21 protein-coding genes are annotated in these 18,226 nt (G+C 74.6%); 14 read left to right on the top strand and 7 right to left on the bottom strand.

Going from position 1 to position 18,226, the window contains the following annotated elements; translation table 11 throughout:
* Window positions 1-16 precede the first annotated feature (16 nt).
* From IEY37_RS08625 to IEY37_RS08600, 6 genes are read left to right on the top strand one after another with little or no spacing between them, the layout of a single operon-like run.
* Complete coding sequence (locus tag IEY37_RS08625; RefSeq protein WP_308426369.1) at window positions 17-763, top strand: GntR family transcriptional regulator; 747 nt, start codon at window positions 17-19, stop codon at window positions 761-763.
* The gene (locus IEY37_RS08620) at window positions 747-1,922 is read left to right on the top strand and encodes an NAD(P)/FAD-dependent oxidoreductase (RefSeq protein WP_188941126.1); all 1,176 of its coding nucleotides are present in this window, start codon (window positions 747-749) and stop codon (window positions 1,920-1,922) included. The genes IEY37_RS08625 and IEY37_RS08620 overlap by 17 nt, the downstream gene beginning before the upstream one ends.
* Window positions 1,915-3,282: a dihydroorotase gene (locus IEY37_RS08615; RefSeq protein WP_188941125.1), complete on the top strand. Its 1,368-nt coding sequence runs from the start codon at window positions 1,915-1,917 to the stop codon at window positions 3,280-3,282. The genes IEY37_RS08620 and IEY37_RS08615 overlap by 8 nt, the downstream gene beginning before the upstream one ends.
* Complete coding sequence (locus IEY37_RS08610) at window positions 3,276-3,431, top strand: hypothetical protein (protein WP_188941124.1); 156 nt, start codon at window positions 3,276-3,278, stop codon at window positions 3,429-3,431. The genes IEY37_RS08615 and IEY37_RS08610 overlap by 7 nt, the downstream gene beginning before the upstream one ends.
* Window positions 3,432-3,461: 30 nt before the next feature.
* A complete protein-coding gene (locus IEY37_RS08605; protein ID WP_188941123.1) occupies window positions 3,462-4,655 on the top strand; it encodes a M20/M25/M40 family metallo-hydrolase in 1,194 nt (397 codons plus the stop codon).
* A gap of 22 nt (window positions 4,656-4,677) precedes the next feature.
* Complete coding sequence (locus IEY37_RS08600) at window positions 4,678-5,382, top strand: RraA family protein (RefSeq protein WP_188941122.1); 705 nt, start codon at window positions 4,678-4,680, stop codon at window positions 5,380-5,382.
* A gap of 38 nt (window positions 5,383-5,420) precedes the next feature.
* On the opposite strand, the gene IEY37_RS08595 is transcribed toward IEY37_RS08600, so the two are convergent.
* Window positions 5,421-6,104 (bottom strand): TetR/AcrR family transcriptional regulator, encoded by a 684-nt coding sequence (locus IEY37_RS08595; RefSeq protein WP_188941121.1) that lies wholly within the window; start codon window positions 6,102-6,104, stop codon window positions 5,421-5,423.
* Between the two features lie 163 nt (window positions 6,105-6,267).
* Between IEY37_RS08595 and IEY37_RS08590 the strand changes: the two genes are divergently transcribed.
* Together IEY37_RS08590 and IEY37_RS08585 are read left to right on the top strand one after the other, a co-directional pair.
* Window positions 6,268-6,801: a phospholipase A2 gene (locus tag IEY37_RS08590; RefSeq protein ID WP_188941120.1), complete on the top strand. Its 534-nt coding sequence runs from the start codon at window positions 6,268-6,270 to the stop codon at window positions 6,799-6,801.
* A gap of 204 nt (window positions 6,802-7,005) precedes the next feature.
* The gene (locus tag IEY37_RS08585) at window positions 7,006-7,533 is read left to right on the top strand and encodes a glutathione peroxidase (RefSeq protein WP_188941119.1); all 528 of its coding nucleotides are present in this window, start codon (window positions 7,006-7,008) and stop codon (window positions 7,531-7,533) included.
* 22 nt (window positions 7,534-7,555) lie between these two features.
* Here IEY37_RS08585 and IEY37_RS08580 read toward each other — a convergent pair whose 3' ends face one another.
* On the bottom strand, window positions 7,556-8,089 hold the full coding sequence (locus tag IEY37_RS08580) for a MarR family winged helix-turn-helix transcriptional regulator (protein WP_229674202.1): 534 nt from the start codon (window positions 8,087-8,089) through the stop codon (window positions 7,556-7,558).
* A gap of 97 nt (window positions 8,090-8,186) precedes the next feature.
* On the opposite strand from IEY37_RS08580, the gene IEY37_RS08575 reads away from it, so the two are divergent.
* Window positions 8,187-8,645, top strand: a complete 459-nt coding sequence (locus IEY37_RS08575) for an SRPBCC family protein (RefSeq protein ID WP_188941117.1) — start codon at window positions 8,187-8,189, stop codon at window positions 8,643-8,645.
* Between the two features lie 18 nt (window positions 8,646-8,663).
* Here IEY37_RS08575 and IEY37_RS08570 read toward each other — a convergent pair whose 3' ends face one another.
* On the bottom strand, window positions 8,664-9,350 hold the full coding sequence (locus IEY37_RS08570; protein ID WP_188941116.1) for an HAD family hydrolase: 687 nt from the start codon (window positions 9,348-9,350) through the stop codon (window positions 8,664-8,666).
* A gap of 89 nt (window positions 9,351-9,439) precedes the next feature.
* Between IEY37_RS08570 and IEY37_RS08565 the strand changes: the two genes are divergently transcribed.
* The gene (locus tag IEY37_RS08565) at window positions 9,440-10,267 is read left to right on the top strand and encodes an SDR family oxidoreductase (RefSeq protein ID WP_188941115.1); all 828 of its coding nucleotides are present in this window, start codon (window positions 9,440-9,442) and stop codon (window positions 10,265-10,267) included.
* A gap of 9 nt (window positions 10,268-10,276) precedes the next feature.
* On the opposite strand, the gene IEY37_RS08560 is transcribed toward IEY37_RS08565, so the two are convergent.
* From IEY37_RS08560 to IEY37_RS08550, 3 genes are read right to left on the bottom strand one after another with little or no spacing between them, the layout of a single operon-like run.
* Window positions 10,277-11,152 (bottom strand): ABC transporter ATP-binding protein, encoded by an 876-nt coding sequence (locus IEY37_RS08560; RefSeq protein WP_188941114.1) that lies wholly within the window; start codon window positions 11,150-11,152, stop codon window positions 10,277-10,279.
* Window positions 11,152-12,243: a FecCD family ABC transporter permease gene (locus IEY37_RS08555; protein ID WP_188941113.1), complete on the bottom strand. Its 1,092-nt coding sequence runs from the start codon at window positions 12,241-12,243 to the stop codon at window positions 11,152-11,154. Before IEY37_RS08555 ends, IEY37_RS08560 begins: the two co-directional genes overlap by 1 nt.
* Window positions 12,240-13,325, bottom strand: coding sequence for a FecCD family ABC transporter permease (locus IEY37_RS08550; RefSeq protein ID WP_229674201.1), 1,086 nt, complete (start codon window positions 13,323-13,325; stop codon window positions 12,240-12,242). Before IEY37_RS08550 ends, IEY37_RS08555 begins: the two co-directional genes overlap by 4 nt.
* 73 nt (window positions 13,326-13,398) lie before the next feature.
* Here IEY37_RS08550 and IEY37_RS08545 point away from each other — a divergent pair, with 73 nt between their 5' ends.
* Together IEY37_RS08545 and IEY37_RS08540 are read left to right on the top strand one after the other, a co-directional pair.
* On the top strand, window positions 13,399-14,538 hold the full coding sequence (locus tag IEY37_RS08545; protein ID WP_188941112.1) for an ABC transporter substrate-binding protein: 1,140 nt from the start codon (window positions 13,399-13,401) through the stop codon (window positions 14,536-14,538).
* A 5-nt stretch (window positions 14,539-14,543) separates the two neighbouring features.
* Window positions 14,544-15,506, top strand: coding sequence for a siderophore-interacting protein (locus IEY37_RS08540; protein WP_188941111.1), 963 nt, complete (start codon window positions 14,544-14,546; stop codon window positions 15,504-15,506).
* 75 nt (window positions 15,507-15,581) lie between these two features.
* Here the strand turns inward: IEY37_RS08540 and IEY37_RS08535 are convergent, their stop codons facing one another.
* Window positions 15,582-16,346: a hypothetical protein gene (locus tag IEY37_RS08535; RefSeq protein ID WP_229674200.1), complete on the bottom strand. Its 765-nt coding sequence runs from the start codon at window positions 16,344-16,346 to the stop codon at window positions 15,582-15,584.
* A 91-nt stretch (window positions 16,347-16,437) separates the two neighbouring features.
* Between IEY37_RS08535 and IEY37_RS08530 the strand changes: the two genes are divergently transcribed.
* Both IEY37_RS08530 and IEY37_RS08525 read left to right on the top strand, forming a co-directional pair.
* A complete protein-coding gene (locus IEY37_RS08530; protein WP_229674199.1) occupies window positions 16,438-16,944 on the top strand; it encodes a MarR family winged helix-turn-helix transcriptional regulator in 507 nt (168 codons plus the stop codon).
* Window positions 16,923-18,212 carry an MFS transporter gene (locus tag IEY37_RS08525; protein ID WP_188941110.1) on the top strand — a complete coding sequence of 430 codons (1,290 nt, stop codon included), beginning with the start codon at window positions 16,923-16,925 and terminating at the stop codon, window positions 18,210-18,212. The genes IEY37_RS08530 and IEY37_RS08525 overlap by 22 nt, the downstream gene beginning before the upstream one ends.
* Window positions 18,213-18,226: the final 14 nt, after the last annotated feature.

The raw sequence follows: 18,226 nt of genomic DNA, 5'->3' as shown, positions 1-18,226 counted from the left end.
ACTGTAGGGATGGGGCGTGGACTGGTCAAGCCGCACGGAGTGGTGCGGATACGGGAGTGGGGGCGATCACGTGGCGCGACAGGCGCTCTGGGAAGGGGTGTATCGGGCGGTGCGGCAACGGATCCTGACGCTGGCCATCGCGCCGGGCACGCGGCTGTCCGAGTCCGGGCTCGCCCAGGAGTTCGACCTCAGCCCCACCCCGGTGCGGGATGCCCTGGGCCGGCTGATGCAGGAGGGCCTGGTCGTCTCCGGGCGCGAGCGCGGCTACTGGGTCGCCGGCCTGGACATCGGCGACCTGCAGCAGCTCGCGGCCTTCCGCTACATCCTCGAACGCGGCGTGGCGGAACTGCTGGTCGCGGACCCGCCCGACTACGGCCCGCTCCGCGAGCACAACGCGGCCCTGCGAGCGCCCGGCCTCACGCTCGACGAGGTGGTCGACGTCAATGCCGACTTCCACATGGGCCTGGCCGAGCTCACCGGCAACCAGCGCCTGGTGCGGACCCTGCGACGCGTCCTGGAGGACTCGGCGCGGTACTTCCGGGTCGGCGCGCACCACTACTCGGCCGCCCAGATGGCCGATGATCACGACGATCTCGTGGACGCTCTGGTCGAGGCGGACATGGCGCGGGTGGGCCGGCACCTGCACCACGAGGCCTTCGGCACCCGCGACCGGGTCATGGACGTGCTCGTCCGGTCGCCCCGGGCGCTGTCCGGACTCATCGGAACCCCATTGACGGGAGCGCACCGTGGCCCCACCGGCTGACGGCCCACCGGGCACCGATCCCCGCACCGCGGTCGTCGTCGGTGCGGGCATCGTCGGCGCCAGCTGCGCCTACCACCTCGCGCGCCGCGGGCTGCGCACCGTCGTCCTGGACAGCGGGGGGATCGCGCAGGGAGCGACCGGCCTGGCCTCCGGCGGCGTGCGGACGCAGTTCCGGTGGCCGCTCGAAGCGGCGATGACCGTCCGGAGCCGGGAACTGTGGCGGGACTTCGAGACGGCCCACGACGTGGACCTCGGGTACCGGCAGGTCGGCTACCTGTCGCTGGCCGCGGACGACGCCTTCGCCGGCGAGCTCCGCGGGCGGCTGGACGCGCAGCGGGCGCTCGGCATCCCGGTCGAGGTCCTGGACCAGGCCGGGGTGGGGCGGATGCTGCCCGGTGCACGCACCGACGACCTGCAGATGGCGGCGTTCACACCGCTCGACGGCTTCGGATCACCCGGGGACGTCACCACGGAGGTCGCGGCACGCGGGCGCGACCTCGGTGTCCGGTACCGCCTCTACGAGGGCGTCGTCGACGTCCAGCAGGCGGGCGGCCGGGTGACCGGCGTGCGTACCGCCGCGGGGGAGCGGATCGCCGCGGACATCGTGGTCAACGCGGCGGGTCTCGGCTCACCGGCCCTCGGCGCCCTGGTCGGGGTCGACCTCCCGGTGACGCCGTACCGCCAGCACCAGTTCCTCACCGAGGACCTGCCCGACCTGGACACCTCGCGCCTGCCGAACGTGCTGGAGCCCGACCTTGACCTGTACCTCCGCGGTGAGGGCGGCGGCGTCCTGCTCGGCGTCGCGTCCGACGCCGAGGCCGGCCGGTCCGACACCACGGTCACCTGGGAGCTGCTGGAGAAGCTGGGCGAGGCGCTGGAGCACCGGTGGCCGCGGCTGGCCGGCGCCGGCATCGCCCGGGGCTGGGTGGGCTGCTACGAGGTCACCCCCGACCGCCGCGCCCTGGTGGGCGCCGCGCACGGGGTCGACGGCTACTTCTACGCCACCGGTTTCAGCGGCCACGGCTTCATGCACGGCTTCGCCGCCGCGGAGGCCGTGGTCGGCCTGGCCCTCGACGGTCACTGGCCCACCGTGGACCTCACCGAGCTGTCGGCGGATCGGTTCGCCACGGCCGCCCACCGGACGGCCACGCATGGCTGACTCGCTGGTGCTGTCCGGGGCCCTGCTGCCCGACCGGCCCGAGCTGGGCCCGGTCGACGTGCGGGTGGACGGCGAGCGCATCGGCGCGATCGGCCCGGCCGGCACGCTGGAGGCGGGCGGGACGCTCCACGTCGATGGCGGCTGGCTGCTGCCCGGCGTGGTGGACGCCCACGTCCATCCCATCCACGCAGAGACGTTCGACAGTGTCGGCGGGTCCGCGGTGGCCGGGGGCATCACCACGGTGCTCGACCACCTGTACCCCGCCACCGGGGAGGATCTACCCGACGCCGTCGCACGGGCCACGGCGCAGTCCCGCCGGGGTCACGCGGATTTCGGCTTCCACCTGCGCATGACACCGGACCGGCTGGTCGACCGGCACGGGCCGCCCGCGGGGCTGACCCGGTCGCTGCAGGAGGCCGCCGCGGTCCCGGGGGTGCTGTCGGTCAAGGCGTTCCTGGCGCACACCGATCCGGCCGTCATGACGACGTGGGGACAGCTGGTTCACATCGCCGCGGCAGCCTCGGCGGCCGAGCTGCCGGTGATCGTGCACGCCGAACCGGGGGACGTCCTGTCCGAGCTGGAGGTCCTGCGGGGGGCTCCCGACTCGCTCGCCCAGCACGACGCCCGGCGCGCCGAGGACCTCGAGGCCGCCGCCGTCGCGATGGCGGCGGCCGTGGCCCGCTCGGTCGACGCCCGGATCTACATCGCGCACATGTCCTGCGCGGCCGCGGTGGACGCCGCCACCCGCGCACACCAGCGGGGAACCCGTATCCGGGGCGAGACCTGCGCCCACTACCTGGATCTGGACAGCGGGCGGCAGCTCGGGGCCGCCGGCCGGGTGACTCCCCCGCTGCGCGGCACGGACTCGGTCGCCGACCTGCGGGAGCGCCTGACGGACGGGCGCTCCGCGGTCCACCTGGTGGCCAGCGACCACTGCGGCTACGCCGCCGAGGAGAAGCCGGACCAGGACTTCGCCCATGCCGGCAACGGGCTGCCCGGGCTGGACGCCCTGCTGCCACTGCTGCTCGACGGTGTGCTGTCCGGCGGCTGGCTGACCGCTGCGGACCTGGTGCGACTGACGGCCGCGGGGCCGGCCGAGGCCTTCGGCCTCCCGGACAAGGGCGCCGTCGCGGTGGGTCGGCATGCGGACCTGGTCGTCGTCGACCCCGGGGCGACCACCGTGCTCGCCGCCCACCCGCCGGGCCCGGCGTCGGCCGCCAGCCCGTATGCGGGCCGCCGGCTCTCCGGCGCCGTCCAGCACGTCGTCCGCCGTGGGACGGTGCTCGTCCGGGACGGCGCACCGGTCGCCGGACCGGACGCGGGTGGCCGACCGGCGCGCAGGCAGGTGCCGGCGTGGTGAGCGTGGACGCGATGCTCCAGGAGTGGCGCGAACGGCTCGCGCCCGAGGTGGCCCGCCTCGTCCGCATCCCGAGCGTGTCCCCCGCGTTCGACCGCTCCTGGGCCGAGCGCGGCCACCTCGACGAAGTGGTCGGCGCGGCGGCGGACTGATTCACGGCCGAGCTCGGCGGCGGCGTCACGGTGCGCCGCCTGCAGGGCGCCGGGCGGACACCGGCGCTGGTGTGCGACATCCCGGGTACGGCAGCCGGTCCGGCCACGCTCGTGTACGGACACCTGGACGTGCAACCCGCCGGCGAGGGGTGGTCGGTGACCTCGCCGTTCGACCCGGAGCGGCACGGTGACCGGCTCTTCGGCCGCGGCAGCGGCGACGACAAGTACGTGCCGGCCATGGTCACCGCGGCGGTCCGGGCGCTCGCCGCCGACGGGCTCGGGCACCCCCGCGTCGTCGTGCTGCTCGAGACCTCCGAGGAGAGCAGCAGCGTCGACCTGCCCGCGTACCTCGACGCCGAGCGGGAACGGATCGGTGACGTCGGCGCCGTGGTCTGCCTGGACGCCTTCGTCCCGGCCAACGACCGGCTGTGGATCACCTCGTCGCTGCGCGGCATCGTCGTCGCGGACCTGTCCGTGACGGTCGCGCGCACCGGCGTGCACAGCGGGCTCGGCGGGGGCGTCCGCCCGTCGACGTTCCGCCTGCTGCGCCAGCTGCTCGACCGGCTCGAGGTCGCCGGCACGGGCGAGGTCCTGGTGGAGGAACTGCACGCCGATCCCTCTGCCGACGTGCTGGCGGACCTGCGGGCGCAGGCCTCCGCCGCGCCACCGCCCGCGGACGGTCTCGGCCTGCTGCCGGGCGTGCGGCCGATGGCCACCGAGCCGGCCGACCAGCTGCTGGCGCAGACGTGGCGGCCGAGCGTCGCCTACGCCGGTGTGGACGGCATGCCACCGGTCGACCAGGCCGGCAGCGTGCTGCGGGCCGCCACCACCGTGCGGCTGTCCATCCGCCTGCCCCCCACGGTCGACGCGCGCACCGCGGCGGCGGCGCTGCGGCGCACGCTGGAGAGCGATCCACCCTCGGGCGCCCGGGTGCAGCTGTCGGTCGTGGGAGCCGAGAACGGTTTCGTCGCACCGCGACCGGCGGACTGGGAGCCGAGACTGCAGGCCGCGTCGGCGAGCGGGTGGGGCACCACCGCCGCCTGGGCCGCCGGCGGGGCCACCATCCCGTTCCTGGCCATGATCGCCGCCCGGTACCCGGACGTCCCGGTCCTGGCGGTCGGACTGCTGGATGCCGCATCCCACCCGCACGGGCCCGACGAGAGCCTGGATCTCGTCGCGGCCGCGAGGCTGACGCTGGCTCTCGCCCAGCTGTTGCGCGGGTGAGCGTCGCCCCTACGGTCGACGCATGGACCCCCGGACCAGCAGCCGACTGGATGCCCTCACCACCGCGCACCTGACCGACGCCTGCCTCCGCGCCGGCGTGCCGGTGCGCTGCGCGCCGGCGGGGACGCGCGCGGTCGAACCCGGCAGCCGGGTGGCGGGCCGCGTCCTCCCCGCCCGGCACGCCGGCAGCGTCGACGTCTTCCTCGAGGCGCTGGCCGGTGCCCTGCCCGGCGACGTGCTGGTGGTGGACAACGGCGGTCGGCTGGACGAGGCGTGCGTCGGCGACCTCGTCGTGCAGGAGGCGGCGAGCGCCGGGCTGGCCGGCCTCGTCCTCTGGGGCCTGCACCGGGACACCGCGGACATCCGCGCCATCGGCCTGCCGGTCTTCAGCCTCGGTGCGCTGCCGACCGGTCCGCTGGAACTGCGGGACCGCCCGGACGACGCGCTCGACCGGGCGGGATCCGGCGCCTGGTCGGTCGGGACGTCCGACGTGGTGGTCGCCGACGACGACGGCGCGGTCTTCCTGCCCGCGGACCGGCTCCCGGAGCTGCTCACCCTGGCCGAACGGATCCGGGACACCGAGCGCCGGCAGGCGGACCGGATCCGCAGCGGCGAGTCGCTGCGCGACCAGCTGCGGATGACCGAGTTTGTCGAGCGGCGGAACAGCGAGCCGGGCTTGACCTTCCGCGCGCACCTGCGGGAGATCGGCGGCGCCGTCGAGGAGTAGCGCCAAGGGGTACGCGAGTCCCCCGGCCGCCGGCACGGTCACGCCGGTGCCGGTTCCTCCCCCGGCTCGGTGAACCGGTCGACCAGCGCCGCGAGGCAGACCCCGAGCAAGGTCCACTCGCGTCCGCCCTCCTCGGGGAGCCGGACGGACGGATGCCCGTCGCCGGTGGCGGTCTGCACCCCGAAGCCCTCGACGACCGCGGTGAAGGCCGCGCACAGGTGCTCCATGGTGAACGGCGGCCGCAGTCGCCGGCCGAAACGCTGCATCATCCGGCCGTACAGGTCGCCGAACGAGGCCACGGCGTCCTGCCGGCGTTCCGCGGCGGCCCGCAGCAGGCTGGGTTGGCGGTATGCGGCCGCCCGCAGCGCCAGGGTGACCAGGATGCCGACGTCCTCGGGCATCCGCTGCACGTTCGCCTCCGCCCCGGCCCGGAGCACGTCGGCCAGCGAGCCGCCCGACCGCACCACCGGTGCGATCGCATCGGTGGTCTTGGTCATCAGCGACCGGTCGCGCCACCGCAACGCGGCGATCGCCAGGTCGTCGTGGAAGTCCCGCTGATCGGACCACAGCCGGTAGGCGGCGCCCGTGGTGAGCCCGGCGCGGGCCACCACGTCGCTCAGCCGGATGTGCAGCACCCCGGCCGCCGGACCCTGCTCGTGCAGCAGTCCCACCGCGGTGTCCAGCAGGAGTTGCCGGGTCTCCGCCGCCGACCGTCGACCCATCGGCCGAGGGTAGGTCGCGGGAGGCCGGCCGCACCGGGAACACGCCTCGCGCCGGCCGCGAAAGAATAATTTACTTATCCACCGCCGATCTTGACCGGCCGGCGGCCGTACACCCATTGTCTGTGTGTCGCAGCAATTCCGGCGCCCCGACAGAGGAGTCCCCGTGCGGATCTGGCAACGAGCAGTCATCATCCCGGCCCTTGCCCTGGCGCTGCTGGGCGGGTCGGTCACCGCGGCGGAGGCCGCGCCGAGCCGCGCCACCCTCAAGGCCGCAGCGAGCAAGGTCGAGTACGAGACCGTCGGCGGCAGCAACTACGGGCACTACAAGAAGAAGTACCCGACCCAGCTGAACTGGACCAAGGACGGCTGCAGCGTGCCGAAGGCCGTCTGGATCAGCCCGGCGCTGGCCCTGGTCCTGGCCCACTACAGCGGTGTGTTCAAGGCGTCGTGCGACCGCCACGACTTCGGCTACCGCAACTACGGCAAGGCCTCCGGCCCCGGCGTCCGGCCGAAGTTCGACCCGACCCGCGCGCGCAAGAACTCCATCGACAGCCGGTTCCGCAGCAACATGAGGGTCCAGTGCCAGCGCGAGTACGGCAGCTGGTGGGAGATTGGTGCCAAGGAGGCCTGCTACAAGGCGGCCGACGTCTACTACACCGCCGTCAGCCTCGGTGGGGACAAGGCGTTCTTCGGCTGAGTGACCGGCGGCCGAAAGGCCGCGACAGCCGCCGCTGCCCGGTGGGATCGCCCGATCCCACCGGGCAGTTGCCGTCCGGGCGCCGACGAGCCGGGGTGAGGCGGTCGGGCGGCACCAGCGGTCCCGGGTCCCGCGCCGCGGGGGCATGATCGACCGCGGGCAGGTCACCGGTCCTGCCGCACCGACAGCAGGGAGCGGACAGCGATGAGCGTGCACGACTTCACCGTCACCACCGCGGAGGGCACCGACTCGTCGCTCGCCGACTACCGCGGGCGCGTGCTGCTCCTGGTCAACGTCGCCAGCCGGTGCGGACTGACCCCGCAGTACACCGGACTGGAGCAGCTGCAGGAAGACCTCGGCGAGCGCGACCTGCAGGTGCTCGGCTTCCCCTGCAACCAGTTCGGCGGCCAGGAGCCGGGCAGCGACGCCGACATCCAGACCTTCTGCAGCACCACCTACGGGGTCACCTTCCCGGTCCTGGCCAAGATCGAGGTCAACGGCGACCACGCCCACCCGCTGTACGGCCACCTGCGCACCGAGGCGCCGCGCGACCTCGACGCCGACGGCCGCCCGCTGCGCGGATTCGACGGCGAGTACCCCACGACGGACGACATCGCCTGGAACTTCACCAAATTCCTCGTCGACCGGGACGGCGCCGTCCTCGCCCGCTTCGGACCGTCCGTCACCCCGGACCAGCTGCGGCCCGCGGTGGAGCGGGCGCTGGCCGGCTGACCGGTCGGGTGCCCGGCGCGGATCAGCGCGCGGGCGACCCGCCCGTCCCCGACCGGGACTCCCAGGCGTGCAGCAGATCACGGAGCAGGGCGTCCAGCCGGCGGCGGTCCGCGGCACCGAGCACGCCCAGCAGCTCCTCCTCGCGGGCGACGTGCTCGGTCACCGCCCGGTCCACCACGTCCAGCCCCGCAGCGGTGAGCGTGACCAGCATGCTGCGCCGGTTCGCCGGATCCAGCCGGCGCGTCAGCGCACCGGCCGCCTCCAGCCGGTCCAGCCGATTGGTCATCGCGGCCGCCGACAGCATCAGGCCGCGGGCCAGCGCCGACGGCGTCAGCGTGTAGGGGTCGCCGGCCCGCCGCAACGCGGCGAGCACGTCGAACTCGCCGATCGACAGGCCGAACCGGGCGAAGGTCTCGCCGATCAGCGGCGTCGCGACGCCCGCCAGCCGGCCGAGCCGGGCGAAGGTCGCCATGGCATCCAGCGGCAGGTCCGGTCGGACCCGTCGCCACTGCTCGACGTTGCGGTCGACCGCGTCCTCGGTCCGCTCGGTCGCCACGGCGCCATCGTACGTCTGCTCGAATTGTTTGACGTCGAAGACTTCGACACCGTACAGTGTCGTCGCGAGCATCCGTCCGGTCGAGAGAGGTGCCCCGATGATCCGGCTCAGTGTCGAGAGAGTCGTCGCAGTACCGGCGGTCGCCGTGTGGCAGGTCCTCGCCGACTACCACTGCGACGCGCAGTGGCGCGCCGGGGTGAGGTCGATGACCGTCGAGCCGAGCGGCATCGCCGCGCCCGGGGCGCGCACCGACGAGCGGTACCGGTTCGCCGGGCGCACGACCCGCAACATCGGCGAGGTGCTCGACGTGCAGACCGGTCCCGCGGTGTCCCGGCTGCGCTGGCGGACGACGGCCGGGACGGACGCCGACGGCGAGCGGCAGGTGCGCGCCACCGGCGCGGACAGCTGCCGGGTGCTGCTCGTCCTGCGGATCCGACTGCACGGCGCCGAGATCCTGCTGGCTCCGCTCGTCCGGCTGCTGATGGCCGGCCGCCTGCGGGGCGACCTCGCGCGCCTGGCAGCACTCACCGCCGCCGCGGTGCCGGCCGCGCGCTGAGCACGAGCCGCCGGGCGGTCAGTCGCCGAGCAGCCGGCCGATCGGCCCGTCGTCCAGGTGTCGCAGGATGTCGTCCGGGCTGTCGAAGACGTCCACCGCCTTGGCGCTGCGCAGCTCCTCCTCGGCGACACCACCGCTCCGGACGCCCAGGAAGGTGATGCCGGCCTTGTCGGCGGACTGGCCGTCCCAGATGGAATCGCCGATCATCACCGCGCGGTCCGCCGACACCCCCGCCCGCTCCAGCGCCACCTCGAGGATGTCCGGCTCGGGCTTGGCGGTCTCGATGTCCTCGTCCGAGGTCACCACCGAGATCCACTCGTCCGCGTCCAGCAGTGGCAGCAGCAGTTCCAGCTCGTTCTGCGGCGCCGACGTCGCCAGCACCACCTGCAGCCCGCGCCGTGCGACCTCCCGCAGGAGCTCCCGGGTGCCCTGGAACAGCCGCAGCCGGTCGCCCAGACCCTCGTAGCGGGCCTTGTGCTGCTCCTTGGCATCGTCGCCCAGCTCGTCGACGCGGTCGCCGAGCAGCGCCGCCAGCAGCTTCTTGGAATCCAGTCCGATGGCCCGGTGGATGCGCCAGGTGTCGACCGGAGTGCCGAGCACCTCGAACGACTCGGACCACGCCTGGATGTGCAGGTAGTTCGAGTCGACGAGGGTGCCGTCGATGTCGAACAACACCGCGGGCCGTCCGGTCGCGTCCGTGGCCATGCCGGGCCTCCCTGCTTGCCGGGCGCCCGTGCGGGGCACCGAGAGCGTGCGTCACCCTTCATTACCCGCGGCGAAGAGAGGGCACACCCATGACCACCCCCACCAGCAGCCACGCCGGCAACAGCTTCTCCCCGAGGGCGGCGATCGTCGTCGGGTCGGACTCGGGCATCGGCAAGGCGACCGCCGTCGCCCTGGCAGAAGCGGGGATGGACGTCGGCATCACCTGGCACGACGACGAGCAGGGCGCCCGGGACACCGCCCGCGAGGTGGAGGGCAAGGGCCGCCGGGCGTTCGTCGCCCGGCTGGACACCACCGACCTGGAGGGCAGCCAGCAGGTGGTCCGCGACCTCGCGGAACAGCTGGGCCGCCTCGACGTGCACGTCCAGGCGTCCGGGACGGGCGCCAGCACCAAGCTCGTCGACCTCACCCTGGACGAGTGGCGGTCCGTGGTGGCCACCGACCTGGACGGCGCGTTCGCCTGCATCCAGCAGGCGGCGAAGCTGATGGTGGCGCAGGGCAGCGGCGGCCGGATCATCGGGATCACCAGCGTGCACGAGCACCAGCCACGGGTCGGCTCCAGCGCCTACGACGCGGCCAAGCACGGCCTGGGCGGCCTGCTGAAGACCGCCGCTCTCGAGCTCGGCCAGGACGGCATCACGGTCAACGCCGTGGCCCCGGGCGAGATCGCCACCCCGATGACCGGGCAGGAGGACGAGAACCCGCGCGTTACCAAGCGTCCCGGCGTCCCGCTGGGGCGCCCCGGCGACGCCTGGGAGATCGCTGCCGTGGTGGCCTTCCTGGCCTCGCCGGCCGCCGGCTACGTCACCGGCGCATCCTGGCCGGTCGACGGGGGCATGCTGCAGATGGGCCCGCAGGCCGGGTCGCACATCGAGTCCGACGACTGGCGCGAGCGCTGAGCGCCGTCGTCACGGGCGGTCGGCCGCCGGCAGCAATCCGATCGGGACGACCAGCGGGGCACCGGACGTCGGGTCCGCCATGACGTGGGCCCGCAGGCCGAACACCGCGCCGACCAGCTCGGGCGTCAGGACCTGCGCGGGCGGTCCCTCGGCCACGATGCGGCCGTCCCGGACGGCCAGCAGGTGATCGGCGTACCGGGCCGCCTGGTTCAGGTCGTGCAGCACCATGGCCACCGTCGTGCCGCGCGCGTGCAACTGCCGTACCAGCTCGAGGACCTCGATCTGGTGGGCGATGTCGAGGAAGGTCGTCGGTTCGTCCAGCAGCAGGATGTCGGTCTCCTGCGCCAGCGTCAGTGCGATCCAGACGCGCTGGCGCTGGCCGCCGGAGAGCTGGTCCACCGGACGGTCCGCGAGGTCCAGGGTTCCGGTGAGCTCCAGGGCACGCACCACGGCGTCCTCGTCGGCCCGGGACCAGCGACGCAGCACGCCCTGTCGCGGGTACCGGCCACGGGCGACCAGGTCGCCCACCGTCATGCCGTCCGGGGCGGTGGGTGACTGCGGCAGCAGGCCCACCGCCCTGGCGACCTCGATCGTCGGCATCCGGAAGATGTCGCGGCCGTCGAGGACGACCCGGCCGCCGACCGGCCTGCGCAGCCGGGCCAGCCCGTGCAGCAGGGTGGACTTCCCGCTGGCGTTCGCGCCGATGATCGCGGTGACCGCGCCCGTGGGGACGGCCACGTCGACGCCGTCGAGCACCACCCGCGGGCCGTACGCCACCCGCAGCCCTTCCGCCGCCAGCCGTGGCGGCCGCGGTCCCGTACCGTCCGCCGGCGCCGGACGCTCTCCGTGCAGCTCCTCCCGGGCCTGGACTGCGGACGCGGACATCAGCGGATCCCTCTCGATCTCAGCGGGCGGGGGGTGCGGGACCGCAGCAGCACGGCCAGCAGGTACGGGGCGCCGGCGAGGGCGGTGAGGACGCCGACCGGCACGTCGATCTCGCCGAACAACGTGCGCCCCGCCAGGTCGGCGATCAGCACGGCGAGAGCACCGCACAGCGCCGCGGGCAGCAGCGCGAACCCGGGCCGCCCGGTCACCGCGCGGCCCAGCGGTGCGGCGATCAGGCCGACGAACGACAGCGGCCCGGCGATCGACACGGCCAGCGCCGCGAGCAGCGCCGCGACGCAGACCGACGCGAACCGGGCGCGCTGCACCGGGACGCCGACCGCGGCCGCGGTCGAGTCGTCCAGCTCGAGCAACGGCATCCAGCGCAGCAGCAGCGGGGTTGCGGCGAGCAGCAGCACCACCGTGACCGTGGCGACGGCGACGTCGCCCCAGTCGGCCCCGGACACGCTGCCGGTGAGGAAGAACAGCACCCGCTGGGTCTGCAGCGCGGGGCGGATGGTGAGCAGGTACGACGTCACCGCGGTGGTCAGTGCGGCCACGCCGATCCCGACCAGGATCAGCCGCTGCCCGCTGACCCCGCGCCGCCAGGCGAACAGGTACAGGAACGCCGCGGCCCCGGCCGCACCCACCAGGGCGAGCGGGCCGGCCGCGACGTCGGTCAGCCCCAGTCCGAGCACGGCCACGGCCACGGCCGTGGAGGCGCCGCCGCTGATGCCCAGCAGGTCGGGGCTGGCGAGCGGGTTGCGGGTCAGCGACTGGAAGATCGCTCCCGACACGCCCAGCGCGGCACCGACCACCACCGCGCACAGCGCCCGCGGCGCGCGCAGGTCGCGCACGGCGAAGACCGCGCCGGCGTCGCCGTGGCCGGTCAGCGCCGGCACGATGTCGGCCCAGGCCACCGGCGACTCGCCGACGGACAGGCTCCACACGGCCAGGCCGGTGAGCAGCGCGGCGAGCCCGGCTGTGGCGGCCAGCGCCCGCGGACGCCGGGCGGGCGGCGGCAGCCGGTGCCGCCGCCCCGGCGTCCCCACGGGACCGGCGGGACCGACCGGCCGGATCGGCGCCGCCGTCACCGGGCCACCGCCCGGCGGCGGGCGAGCACGAGCAGCACCGGCACGCCGATCACCGCGGTGAGCACACCGACCGGCACCTCGGACGGCGGGTGCACCACGCGGCCGACGACGTCCGCCGCCAGCAGCAGGCACGGACCCAGCACCGCCGACAGGGCCAGCACCCGGCGGTGGTCCGGACCGGTGAGCAACCGGGCCAGGTGCGGGACGGCCAGGCCGACGAAGCCGATCGGCCCGGCCAGGGCGACCGACGCGCCGCACAGCGCCACCACGCCGGCCACCGCCAGCACCCGGGTCCGCCCCGTCCGCTGACCCAGCCCCCGGGCCGCCTCGTCGCCGAGCGCCAGGGCGTCGACGCCGCGCGCCGTCACGACGACCAGCACCGCGCCGACCAGCAGCACCGGCCCGGCGGTGGCCAGCGTGCCGAGATCCCGCCCGGAGACCGCGCCCACCTGCCAGACGCGCAGCTGGTCGAACGTGGTGCTGTCGCGCAGCGACAGGAGCTGGATGACCGCGGTGGCCAGCGCCGTGACGGCCATGCCGGCCACCACCAGGGTGACCCCGCTCTCGCCGCTGCCACGCCGGCCACCCCGGGCGCCGAGCGAGGAGAAGGTCACCACCAGGGCGGCCACCACGGCCGCGCCGACCAGCGCGCCGGTCACGTACCCGGCGGGCGTCGAGATCCCGAAAAGCTGGATGGACAGCACCACGGCCAGCGCCGCACCGGCGTTCACCCCGAGCAGGCCCGGGTCGGCCATGGGGTTCCGGCTCACGCCCTGCAACACCGCTCCGGACACGGCCAGCGCGGCCCCGGTGAGGACGGCCAGCACCGTGCGCGGGATCCGCAGCTGCCACACGATCACCGCGTCGATGGACGTCCGGTCGCCACCGAACAGGCTGTGCCACAGCGCCTCGGGCGCCACGAACCGGGACCCCACGGTGACACTGGCCACACCGCAGGCGAGCAGCACCGCCAGCGCCGTGACCAGCAGCGACATCTGCCGGCGGCGCCCGGATCGGCGACGGGACCCGCCGGGGACCGCGAGCGGCCGTGCGGCCGGCGGGTCGGTGGTCGTTGCGGTCATCGTCAAGCCTCTGATTAGGTTAGGCGAGCCTTACCGCAGCACCGTAACCCACGCCGTCCCCGGAGGAGAACCCATGCCCGCACCGCGAGCCCTGTCCCGCCGAGAGCTGCTGCGTGCCGGAGCACTGGCCGCCGTGGGCGGCGTGGCGGCGGCGTGCGGCTCGTCCGGTGCGGCCGGGGCGGCCGGCGGCAGCAGCGCGGCCACCACGGGCGCCACCTCGACGGCCGGCACCCCCGGTGCGTCCCCGTCGGCCGGTGCGAGCGCGGCCGGCACCGCGGCCACCTCAGCAGCCGCATCGGCAGCGGCGTCCGGAGCTGCGTCCGGATCTGCGGCCGGGTCCGGCTTCCCCGTGACGATCACCCACAAGTTCGGTACGACGACGGTTCCTGCGGCGCCGCAGCGGGTGCTGTCGCTGGGCTACACCGACCACGACCCGCTGCTCGCCCTGGGCATCGTGCCGGTCGGGGTGATCCAGTGGATCCCGGAGTGGAAGCGCGGCGTCGGACCGTGGGCGGAGCCGCTGCTGAAGGGGACGACGCCAGCCCTGTTCGGCTACGAGCTGGACTTCGACAAGGCGGCGTCGCTCGAGCCGGACCTGATCCTGAACATCGGGTTCGACCCCGACCAGAAGACCTACGACCGGTTGTCCGCCATCGCGCCGACCATCGCCCCGCCGGCCGGTGTGAAGCCCTACGGCGTCGCCTGGGAGCAGATGACCGACCTGGTCGCCACCGCGGTGGGCCGCAAGGCCGACGGCCAGCGGTTGATCGCCGACACCAAGGCCCGGGTGGCCGAGGCCGCCGCCGCGCATCCCGGCTTCGCCGGAAAGACGTTCAGCATCGCCGGCACCTACCAGGGCCAGATCTCGTACTACCAGAAGACCGACATCCGCAACCAGCTGATGCGCAGCCTGGGCTTCGAGGACACGCCGTTCGTCGCCCAGCAGGATCCCGAGGACTTCTTCGCGTCGCTGTCGCCGGAGCAGGCCACGTCGCTGGACGCCGACCTGATGATCTTCTTCGGCGAGGCCGGCACCACGCAGGCCAGCGTCCTCAAGGCCTACCCGACGCTGGCGACGCTGCCGGTGGTCGCGGACGGCAGGATGCTCTTCATGACCGACAGCAAGACGACGATGGCGTTCTCCGCGTCGTCGGTGCTGTCCATCCCGATCGCCCTGGAGGCCGTCGTGCCGGCCGCCGCGAAGGTGCTGTGAGCGCAATGACGGTCACCCTCCCGCCGCCCGCCCGTCCCGACCTGCGGCCCGCCGTCGAGCCCGCCTACCGTGTCTTCGACGTCCGCGTCCAGCGCGTCCGCCCGCTCGGTCACAGCTTCGTCCGGATCACGCTGTCCGGCCCCGACCTGCAGCACTTCGCCGACAACGGGGACGACCAGCGCATCAAGCTCGTGCTGCCGCTCACCGATGGCGGTACGGACGGCTACGAGCGATTCCCCAGGGACCTGGACTGGTACGCCGCCTGGCGCTCGCTGCCCGACGAGCGGCGGAACCCGTTGCGCACCTACACCGTCCGCGCCGTCCGGCACTGCGGCACGACGGGGTGCGAGGTGGACGTCGACATGGTGCTGCACGGCCTCGAAGGGCCGGCCTCCCGCTGGGCGTCCGCGGCGCGGGCGGGGCACCGGCTGCTCGTCGTCGGGCCGAACCGGCGGTGCAGCGGCGACACCCGCGCCGCGGCCTGGGCGCCGCAACCGTCGGCGCGCTGCGTCCTGATCGGCGCGGACGAGACCGCGGTGCCGGCCGCGGCCGCCATCCTGGAAGGGCTGCCCGCCCACGCCACCGGCGTCGCCGTGCTCGAGATCCCCTCGTCGGACGACCGTCTCCCGCTGTCGCACCCCGCGGGCGTGCACGTGCGGTGGTTGGTGCGGGACGGCGCGCCCGGAGTCCGGCTGGCGGACGCTGTTGTACAGGAGGTCTCGACGCTGCTGCCCCGCGCGTCGCGACATCCCCGGCTGGACGGCGGTTGCGACGCGGCCGACACCGAGATCGTCTGGGAGGTGCCGGACACCCGGGCGGCTGCCACGGAGTCCCCGCTGTACGCCTGGCTGGCCGGAGAGGCGCAGGCCATCACGGCGCTGCGCCGCCGCCTGGTCCGCGACCTGGGCATGGACCGGCGCTCGGTGGCCTTCATGGGCTACTGGCGGCAGGGCCGCGCCGAGTGCTGATCCACCGTCCACTCCGGAGCGGCCGGCCGCCGGCCATGCCCGCCTGACCCGCGGCGGCCGAGCGGCGGCGCGCCGTCATCCCCGGACGGGACCGCCCCGTCCCGTCGATCCGTCGGCGGTCCCGTCGGGGGTCCCGTTTCGAGCTTCGTCGGCGGTCCCGTCTGGAGTCTCGTCGGCAGTCCCGTCCGCACTGCCGGCCGCGTCGGTCCCGTCCGCTCCACCGACCACCGGGTCGGCACCACCCCGCCGACCGGCCACCGTGGACACCACCCGGGTCAGGGACGGCGCCGTCGGTGTCGACCCGAAGCCGAACCGCACCGGCGGCTCGACCGGTCGAAGCTCACCGAGGTCGCGGCCCTCGAACCGCCCGGACAGCTCGATGATGCGGTGCAGGTCCAGGGCTCCGTACCACTCGCGGCGGTCGTTGCCCGCGGTGCCACGGGTGCGGACGCCGGGCAGGATGCGGCGGGCGATCGGATCGAGCACCGTGGCCCACCAGCGGGCGCGGGCCAGCGGCCGCGGCACCGCCCGCAGCAGCAGGCCGAGCAGCGGGCGCCGGCCGACGGTCCACTGCAGTTCCAGGTCGGGGCCGGTCACCGTCCACCGCGCGCCGCGGATCGTCACGGTGGTCGGCCCGACGCGGACCTCGTCGAAGCGGTAGGTCGCCGCGATGAACCCGGCCGCCGCGCCGGTCGGTGCGAGCAGCACCCGGTGGCCGTCCCGCCGCTCCACCATCATGTCGACGAGCAGCCCGAACGGGGACCGGGGCCAGAGGCCCACCACGAACCGGGTGCCCTCCGCCGTCCCCATGCCGGCGATGGCGCCGTCGAACCTGAGCATCCCGCCAGGGTAGGTCGGGCCGGCAGTTGTCCGGCTGTCACCGGACGCCGAGATGTAACAGCACTTGTATAAGTGCTGTTATATTGTTCCGATGACCGACCTGCCCGACCCCAGCGAAGAAGGTGCCTGGCGCGAGCTGCGGCTGCTCCAGGCCGAGATGGACGCCGACATCGCGCGGCTCTACGAGGAGGCCGCCATCCCGGGCATCCGCCCGAGCTTCGTGGGCGAGCTCCTGCGGCTGCACCACCGCGGACCGATGACGATCGGCGAGCTCGCCGCGTCGCTGGATCGCACCCACTCGGCCGCCAGCCAGAAGGTGGCAGCGCTGCGCGCGGCCGGCCTCGTGCGCACCGTCCCCGGCGCCGACGCCCGCAGCAAGCGGGTGGTGCTGACCCAGCGGGCGGAGGCCATCGTCGACCGGCTGGCCGCCGAGTGGCGCGCCACCGAGGCGACCGTCGCCGAGTTGGAGGCCGAGATCCCGTACCCGCTACAGCAGGTGGTGCGCGATCTGCGGACGGCGCTGGCGCGGCGCAGCTTTCACGACCGCATCCTGGACCGTCTCCGCGAGGACCCGGCATGGCATTCCGACACGCATTGATCGACCTCACGCCGCTGAGGATCTCGCCCGCGTTCCGGCGGTTGTGGTTGGGCCGCAGCGCCTCCGGCTTCGGGTCGCAGATGACCCAGGTCGCCGTCCTGCTGCAGATCTGGCAGCAGACCCGCAGCACGGTCTGGACCGGGCTGGCCGGCCTGGCGCAGGCCGTGCCGATCCTGGTCCTGGGACTGGTCGCCGGCACCATCGTCGACCGCACCGACCGGCGGCGGTTCTACCTGGTCACCACTACGGGACAGGCGCTGTGCTCCGCGGCGCTGGCGGCGCAGGCCCTGGCCGGCGGCTGGCGGCCGCCGGCCGTGCTCGCGGTCGTGGCACTGCAGTCGTGCTTCGTGGCCGGCGGCGGGCCGGCCTCCAGGACCTTCCTCCCCCGGCTGCTGCCCGCCGACAAGGTCCCGGCAGGACAGGCGCTGCAACACCTCTCGTTCCAGGCGGCGATGCTCGGGGGGCCGGCGCTCGGTGGCGTCATCGCGGGCGGGTTCGGGCTCGCCGCCTGCTACCTGGTCGACGCGGTGAGCTTCGGGCTGGCATTCCTCGGCGCGCGGGGACTCCCCGCCATGCGGCCCACCGGCGAGCCGGCCCGCGCCGGACTGCGCGGCGTCGGGGACGGACTGCGGTTCCTGGCCGGCCACCGCACCGTGCGCGGCGCGCTGCTCACCGACCTGGCGTCCACGGTTCTCGCCATGCCGATCAGCCTGTTCCCCGCCGTGAACGCGGAGCGCTTCGGGGACGACCCGCGGACGCTGGGCCTGTTCCTGAGCTCCATCGCGGTGGGTGGCGTGCTGGCCGGTGTGTTCTCCGGGCACTTCACCCGGGCGCGACGCCAGCAGCGGGTGATGTTCGCCGCCGCCGCCCTGTGGGGCCTGGCGCTGGCCGCGTTCGGCGTGGTGGACCAGGCCTGGCTGGGGCTGGGCTGCCTGGTGGTGGCGGGAGCGGCGGACACGGTGGCCGTGGTGGCGCGGGGCGCCCTCGTCCAGCTGCACACGCCGGACGAGCTGCGCGGCCGGGTGGCGTCCGCGGAACAGATGGTCGGCCAGGCGGGCCCGGACGTCGGCGACATGCGGGCCGGCCTGGTGGCCCGCTGGACCTCACCGGGGACCGCCCTGCTCACCGGCGGGCTGGCCTGCGTGGCCGTCGTGGCGGCGCTCGCGCTCACCGCCCACACCGGCGGCCGGGCAATGCCTCCGGGCGGCGCCTCCACAGCGGACGCCGCCGCCGAGGACCCGGACAGCCACCGGGCGACCGCCGGCTGAGCCCGCCGGGCACG

Origin of the sequence: Nakamurella endophytica (genome assembly GCF_014646215.1) — a bacterium.
Classification (GTDB): Bacteria; Actinomycetota; Actinomycetes; order Mycobacteriales; family Nakamurellaceae; genus Nakamurella; species Nakamurella endophytica.
This window is presented reverse-complemented; position numbering and strand designations above follow the sequence as displayed.

Coding starts and splice junctions, on each gene's coding strand:
- IEY37_RS08615 (WP_188941125.1), top strand. CDS start 1,915: ATGGCTGACTCGCTGGTGCTGTCCGGGGCCCTGCTGCCCGACCGGCCC.
- IEY37_RS08600 (WP_188941122.1), top strand. CDS start 4,678: ATGGACCCCCGGACCAGCAGCCGACTGGATGCCCTCACCACCGCGCAC.
- IEY37_RS08595 (WP_188941121.1), bottom strand. CDS start 6,104: ATGGGTCGACGGTCGGCGGCGGAGACCCGGCAACTCCTGCTGGACACC.
- IEY37_RS08585 (WP_188941119.1), top strand. CDS start 7,006: ATGAGCGTGCACGACTTCACCGTCACCACCGCGGAGGGCACCGACTCG.
- IEY37_RS08575 (WP_188941117.1), top strand. CDS start 8,187: ATGATCCGGCTCAGTGTCGAGAGAGTCGTCGCAGTACCGGCGGTCGCC.
- IEY37_RS08570 (WP_188941116.1), bottom strand. CDS start 9,350: ATGGCCACGGACGCGACCGGACGGCCCGCGGTGTTGTTCGACATCGAC.
- IEY37_RS08565 (WP_188941115.1), top strand. CDS start 9,440: ATGACCACCCCCACCAGCAGCCACGCCGGCAACAGCTTCTCCCCGAGG.
- IEY37_RS08560 (WP_188941114.1), bottom strand. CDS start 11,152: ATGTCCGCGTCCGCAGTCCAGGCCCGGGAGGAGCTGCACGGAGAGCGT.
- IEY37_RS08550 (WP_229674201.1), bottom strand. CDS start 13,325: ATGACCGCAACGACCACCGACCCGCCGGCCGCACGGCCGCTCGCGGTC.
- IEY37_RS08545 (WP_188941112.1), top strand. CDS start 13,399: ATGCCCGCACCGCGAGCCCTGTCCCGCCGAGAGCTGCTGCGTGCCGGA.
- IEY37_RS08540 (WP_188941111.1), top strand. CDS start 14,544: ATGACGGTCACCCTCCCGCCGCCCGCCCGTCCCGACCTGCGGCCCGCC.
- IEY37_RS08535 (WP_229674200.1), bottom strand. CDS start 16,346: ATGCTCAGGTTCGACGGCGCCATCGCCGGCATGGGGACGGCGGAGGGC.
- IEY37_RS08530 (WP_229674199.1), top strand. CDS start 16,438: ATGACCGACCTGCCCGACCCCAGCGAAGAAGGTGCCTGGCGCGAGCTG.
- IEY37_RS08525 (WP_188941110.1), top strand. CDS start 16,923: ATGGCATTCCGACACGCATTGATCGACCTCACGCCGCTGAGGATCTCG.